Genomic DNA, 4,832 nt, shown 5'->3' with positions numbered 1-4,832 from the left:
GACGGTGAGCGTGGCCGGGGCGGCCGTCGCCCGGCGCTGGACGCCGAGCACCGCGCCCGGCGCGAACCGCAGCTCGGGGCTGTCGGTGCGCACCTCGACGACGACCTCGCCGCGCACGCCGTGCGACTTGACGACCTTGCCCACGGCCAGCGCAGGACCGCTCATGGTCAACGGTCGGTGTCGACCACGTCGACCCGGATGCCGCGACCGCCGATGCCGGAGATCACGGTGCGCAGCGCGGTCGCCGTGCGACCGCCGCGACCGATGACCTTGCCGAGGTCGTCCGGGTTCACGTGGACTTCCAGGGTGCGGCCGCGCCGAGACGTGAGGAGCTGGACGCGGACGTCGTCGGGGTTGTCGACGATGCCGCGCACCAGGTGTTCGAGCGCGTCCGCTAGGACCGTCACGCCTGGCCGTCCTCGGACTTCTGCTCCTCGGCGGCGGCTTCGGCGGTGTCCGCCTCGGCCTTCTTGCCGCCCTTCTTCTTGGGCGTGACGGCCTCGGTGGTCGGTTCCTCACCGGCGGCCGCGAGCGCGGCGTTGAACAGGTCCTGCTTGGAAGGCTTGGCCTCCGGCGTCTTCAGCGTGCCCTCGGCGCCCGGCAGGCCCTTGAACTTCTGCCAGTCACCGGTGACCTCCAGGATGGCCTGCACCGGCTCGGTCGGCTGCGCGCCGACGCCCAGCCAGTACTGCGCCCGATCCGAGTTGACCTCGATGCGGCTCGGGTTCTCCTTCGGGTGGTACTGCCCGATCGTCTCGATGTCCCGGCCGTTCCGGCGGGTGCGCGCGTCGGCGACGATGATGCGGTAGTGCGGCTCGCGGACCTTACCGATCCGCGCCAGCTTGATCTTCACAGCCACGGGTGCTGGTGCTCCTCAGACTCTCGTTCGTGCTCGGGGAGCATGTCGAGCCGTGTGGGGAAAACGGTGTTCCATGCTCATACGTAGACGGCCGCGGACGGTGAGAGGGACCGCCGCACGGCGAACAGTCGACAATTGTGCCAGACGCCGGTTTCCCCGCCGCAGCAGGCTCCCGGCGGCCTAACCGAGAACGCCGAGCGAGAGCAGCAGCAGGCCCAGCGCGGGCAGGAAGTTGTTCACCTGGTGCGCGACCACGCTGGCGGTGAGGCGGCCGGTGAGCATCCGCGCCACGCCTATCGGTACCGCGATCACCAGCAGCAGCGCGGTCCGCTCCGGCTCCAGGTGCCCGATCGCGAACAGCGCCGTGCACAGCACGAAAGCGCTGATCTGGCTCCACCGCAGCCGGTCCATCGCGCCCCACAGCAGGCCCCGGTACAGCAGCTCCTCGCAGATCGGCGCGATCAGCCACACGTGCAGGAACAGCAGCACCGCCAGCGAAGGCGACAGCCGCACCCCGTCCAGCAGGCTGCTCACGGTCGAAGTGGCGTTGTCCGGGCCGACCCAGCGGATCCAGATCATCGAAGCCGCGGTCGTGGTGATCATGCCGAAGGCGCCGACGGTCAGCCCGGTCCGGATGTCCCACCAGTGCAGGTTCAGCCCGAAGTCCAGCCGCGGCCCGTTCCCGCGCAGCACCGTGATCAGCACCGCGACCGCGCCGGAGAGCAACGTCGGCACCATCATCATCAACACGATCAGGGGGCCGTCACCGCTCGGCTTCCCGTAGATCGCGGGCAGCACCACCGAAGTCAGGATGAACACGGCTTCGGCGAAGAAGAACGCGCCGAAGCCCCAGCGGTGATCGGGCCGGGCCGAGCCGGGACGGTCGGCTTGCGCGGTCGCGCTCGCGGAAGCGGTGGTTCCCGCGCCTCCGGCCTCCGCCGCGCCGTCGGGGAAGTCGGGGTTCGGTACCTGCACGGGCGCCTCCGTCTCGGGCGAACGGCATCCGGGTCGCTCGCGGCGGGCCATGGCGGAACCGCCAGATTACCTTCGCGCTTTCCTGCCGAGCATCCGAAATCGGATGCGGGTCAGCCGACGACCGCGCCCCGCAGCACGATGCGCCGAGGATGCCGCAACGCCGCGAGGTCCTTGCGGGGATCGTCGTCGTAGCACAGCAAATCGGCCACCGCGCCGTGCTGCAAGCCCCCGTACCCGAGCCATTCCCGGGCCGACCAGGACGCCGTGCCCAACGCTTCCTCCGCGGAGAGCCCTACGCGGTGCAGCGCGAGCACTTCGTCGACGAGCACGCCGTGCTCGATGCCGCCGCCCGCGTCGGTTCCCGCGTAGACCGGCACGCCGGCTTCGACCGCCTTGGCCACGGTCGCGTCGCCGCGCTCGTACAGCGCGGTCATGTGCGCGGCGTAGTCGGGGTACTTGCTCGCCGAAGCGGCGAACGACGGGAAGTTCTCGATGTTGACCAGCGTCGGCACCAGCGCGGTGCCGTGCCGGGCCATCAGCTCCACGGTGTCGTCGGTGAGCCCGGTGCCGTGCTCGATGCAGTCGATGCCCGCTCGCAGCAGGCCGGGCAGCGCTTCTTCGCCGAAGACGTGCGCGGTGACGCGGGCGCCGTGCGCGTGCGCGACCTCGATCGCTTCGGTCAGCGCCCCGTCGCTCCACAGCGGGGCGAGGTCCCCTGCGGAGCGGTCGATCCAGTCCCCGACCAGCTTGACCCAGCCGTCGCCGTACTCGGCCTGCTCGGCCACGGCGCGCGGCAGCTCGGACTCGTCCTCGAGCTGGTCGGCCAGGTACGGGATGTAGCGCTTCGGCTTCGCCAGGTGCCGCCCGGCGCGGATGATCCGCGGAAGATCGGTGCGCTCCTGCAGCGGCCGGGTGTCGATCGGCGCGCCGCAGTCGCGGATGAGCAGCGTGCCCGCGTCCCGATCGGTCTCGGCCTGCTGCACGGCAACGTCGAGTTCCACCGGGCCTTCCGGCCCGATGCCGACGTGGCAGTGCGCGTCCACCAGGCCCGGCAGCACGTAGCCGCCGTCGAACACGGTCGTCGCGCCCGGAATCGGCTGATGACTGATCAGACCGTCCTGCAGCCAGAGGTCACCGGTCTCACCGCCGGGCAGCAGGACCCCGCGCAGGTGCAGCGCCGCGCTCATTTCTTCTTCTTGCCGCCGAAGTTCAGCTTGGACGGGTCGAAGCCCGATGGCAGCTCGTTGAGCCCGCCCTCCAGTTTGGACATGTCGGGACCACCCGCACCGCCGGGCGGCAGCCCGGGCATTCCGCCGGGCATCCCGCCCGGCATCCCCTTCATGCCCTTCGGCGGCGTCGGGCCCTTGTTCTTGCCCTTGCGGTTCTTGCCCTTGCCCTTCTTGCCCTTCTTGCCGCCACCGCCGCCGCCGAAGCCGCCGAACTGGCCGGCCATCGACTGCATCATCTTGCGGGCTTCGAAGAACCGGTTCACCAGATCGTTGATGTCGCTGACGTTGACCCCGGAACCGCGGGCGATGCGCTGCCTGCGCGAGGCGTTGATGATCTTCGGGTCGTCCCGTTCGGCAGGCGTCATGCCGCGGATGATGGCCTGCAGCCGGTCCAGGTGCTTCTCGTCGAAGTTGGCCAGCTGGTCCTTCATGCCGTTCGCGCCCGGCAGCATCCCGAGCAGGTTCTGCAGCGGCCCCATCTTGCGGACCGCCTGCATCTGCTCCAGGAAGTCCTCCAGGGTCAGCTGCCCGGAGCCGAGCTTGGCCGCGGCCTGCTCGGCCTGGTCGGCGTCGAACGCCTGCTCCGCCTGCTCGATCAGGGTGAGCATGTCGCCCATGCCGAGGATCCGGCTGGCCATCCGGTCGGGGTGGAAGACGTCGAAGTCCTCCAGCTTCTCCCCGTTGGAGGCGAACATGATGGGCTGGCCGGTGACCTGCCGGACCGACAGCGCGGCACCACCGCGGGCGTCGCCGTCCAGCTTCGTGAGCACCACGCCGGAGAAGCCGACGCCGTCGCGGAACGCCTCGGCGGTGCTGACCGCATCCTGGCCGATCATGGCGTCGACCACGAACATGATCTCGTCGGGGCTGACCGCGTCCCGGATGTCCGCGGCCTGCTGCATCATCTCCTCGTCGACGCCGAGCCGACCGGCGGTGTCGACGATGACCACGTCGTGCTGGGCGCGCTTGGCCTCGTCCAGGCTGCCGCGGGCCACCCCGATCGGGTCGCCGACGCCGTTGCCCGGCTCCGGCGCGAACACCGGCACGCCCGCGCGCTCACCCACGACCTGGAGCTGGTTGACCGCGTTCGGCCGCTGCAGGTCGCACGCCGCCAGCATCGGGGTGTGGCCCTGACCGGCGAGCCACTTGGCGAGCTTGCCCGCGAGCGTGGTCTTGCCGGAGCCCTGCAGCCCGGCCAGCAGGATCACGGTGGGCGGGTTCTTGGCGTACTCCAGGCGGCGGGTCTCCCCGCCGAGGATGCCGACCAGCTCCTCGTTGACGATCTTGATGACCTGCTGGGCCGGGTTCAGCGCGGCGGAGACCTCCGCTCCCTTGGCCCGGTCCTTGACACCCGCGATGAACGCGCGCACCACCGGCAGCGCCACGTCGGCTTCCAGCAGGGCGATGCGGATCTCCCGCGCCGTGGCGTCGATGTCGGCGTCCGAGAGCCGGCCCTTGCCGCGCAGGTTCTGCAGGACCGAGGTGAGCCGGTCGCTAAGGGTGTCGAACACGGGTTCTCGCCGCTCCTGAGTCGAGTGAGGTACCTGAGCGCACCAGGCACCCGAGTGCTGCGGTACCTGAATACTTGGGATCGAGGGTAACCGGACCGCGCCCGCCCGAGGAGAACCGGCGGCCCGGAACGCCGCACCAGCAGCGGCGTTCCGGGCCGGGTCGGTTTCACGCGTGCTGCACAGCCGCAGCGCGCGGACTTGTTTCCGGCGGCGAAGACGTTCTCACGTCCTCGCCGGGATCAGGCGCGGTCCCGCGGG

Annotated in this window: 5 protein-coding genes and 1 pseudogene; all 6 read right to left on the bottom strand. The window is 70.6% G+C overall.

Translation table 11 applies throughout. The features are described from left to right. Nucleotides 1–165 (bottom strand): annotated as a pseudogene (locus tag IJH84_RS23565) (ribosome maturation factor RimM); the annotation flags it as partial. 2 nt (nt 166–167) lie between these two features. Further along, nucleotides 168–407, bottom strand: coding sequence for an RNA-binding protein (locus IJH84_RS23560; RefSeq protein WP_295149144.1), 240 nt, complete (start codon nt 405–407; stop codon nt 168–170). Beyond that, the gene (gene rpsP, locus IJH84_RS23555; protein WP_200070172.1) at nt 404–859 is read right to left on the bottom strand and encodes a 30S ribosomal protein S16; all 456 of its coding nucleotides are present in this window, start codon (nt 857–859) and stop codon (nt 404–406) included. The genes IJH84_RS23560 and rpsP overlap by 4 nt, the downstream gene beginning before the upstream one ends. Before the next feature lie 180 nt (nt 860–1,039). Then, nucleotides 1,040–1,834: a CPBP family intramembrane glutamic endopeptidase gene (locus IJH84_RS23550; RefSeq protein ID WP_295149142.1), complete on the bottom strand. Its 795-nt coding sequence runs from the start codon at nt 1,832–1,834 to the stop codon at nt 1,040–1,042. Nucleotides 1,835–1,944: 110 nt separating this feature from the next. Further along, a complete protein-coding gene (locus IJH84_RS23545; RefSeq protein ID WP_200070174.1) occupies nt 1,945–3,021 on the bottom strand; it encodes an amidohydrolase family protein in 1,077 nt (358 codons plus the stop codon). Next, nucleotides 3,018–4,574, bottom strand: a complete 1,557-nt coding sequence (ffh, locus tag IJH84_RS23540; protein ID WP_295149139.1) for a signal recognition particle protein — start codon at nt 4,572–4,574, stop codon at nt 3,018–3,020. The genes IJH84_RS23545 and ffh overlap by 4 nt, the downstream gene beginning before the upstream one ends. Nucleotides 4,575–4,832 lie beyond the last annotated feature (258 nt).

The sequence above is a fragment of the Saccharopolyspora sp. genome, assembly GCF_017434145.1.
Taxonomy (GTDB): Bacteria; Actinomycetota; Actinomycetes; order Mycobacteriales; family Pseudonocardiaceae; genus Saccharopolyspora_C; species Saccharopolyspora_C galaxeae.
Note: the sequence above shows the minus strand (reverse complement) of the source record. Positions and strands in the feature narration are given on the sequence as shown.

Bases quoted from the DNA above. Each gene is read 5' to 3' on its own strand.
- IJH84_RS23545 (WP_200070174.1), bottom strand. From the start codon at position 3,021: ATGAGCGCGGCGCTGCACCTGCGCGGGGTCCTGCTGCCCGGCGGTGAG.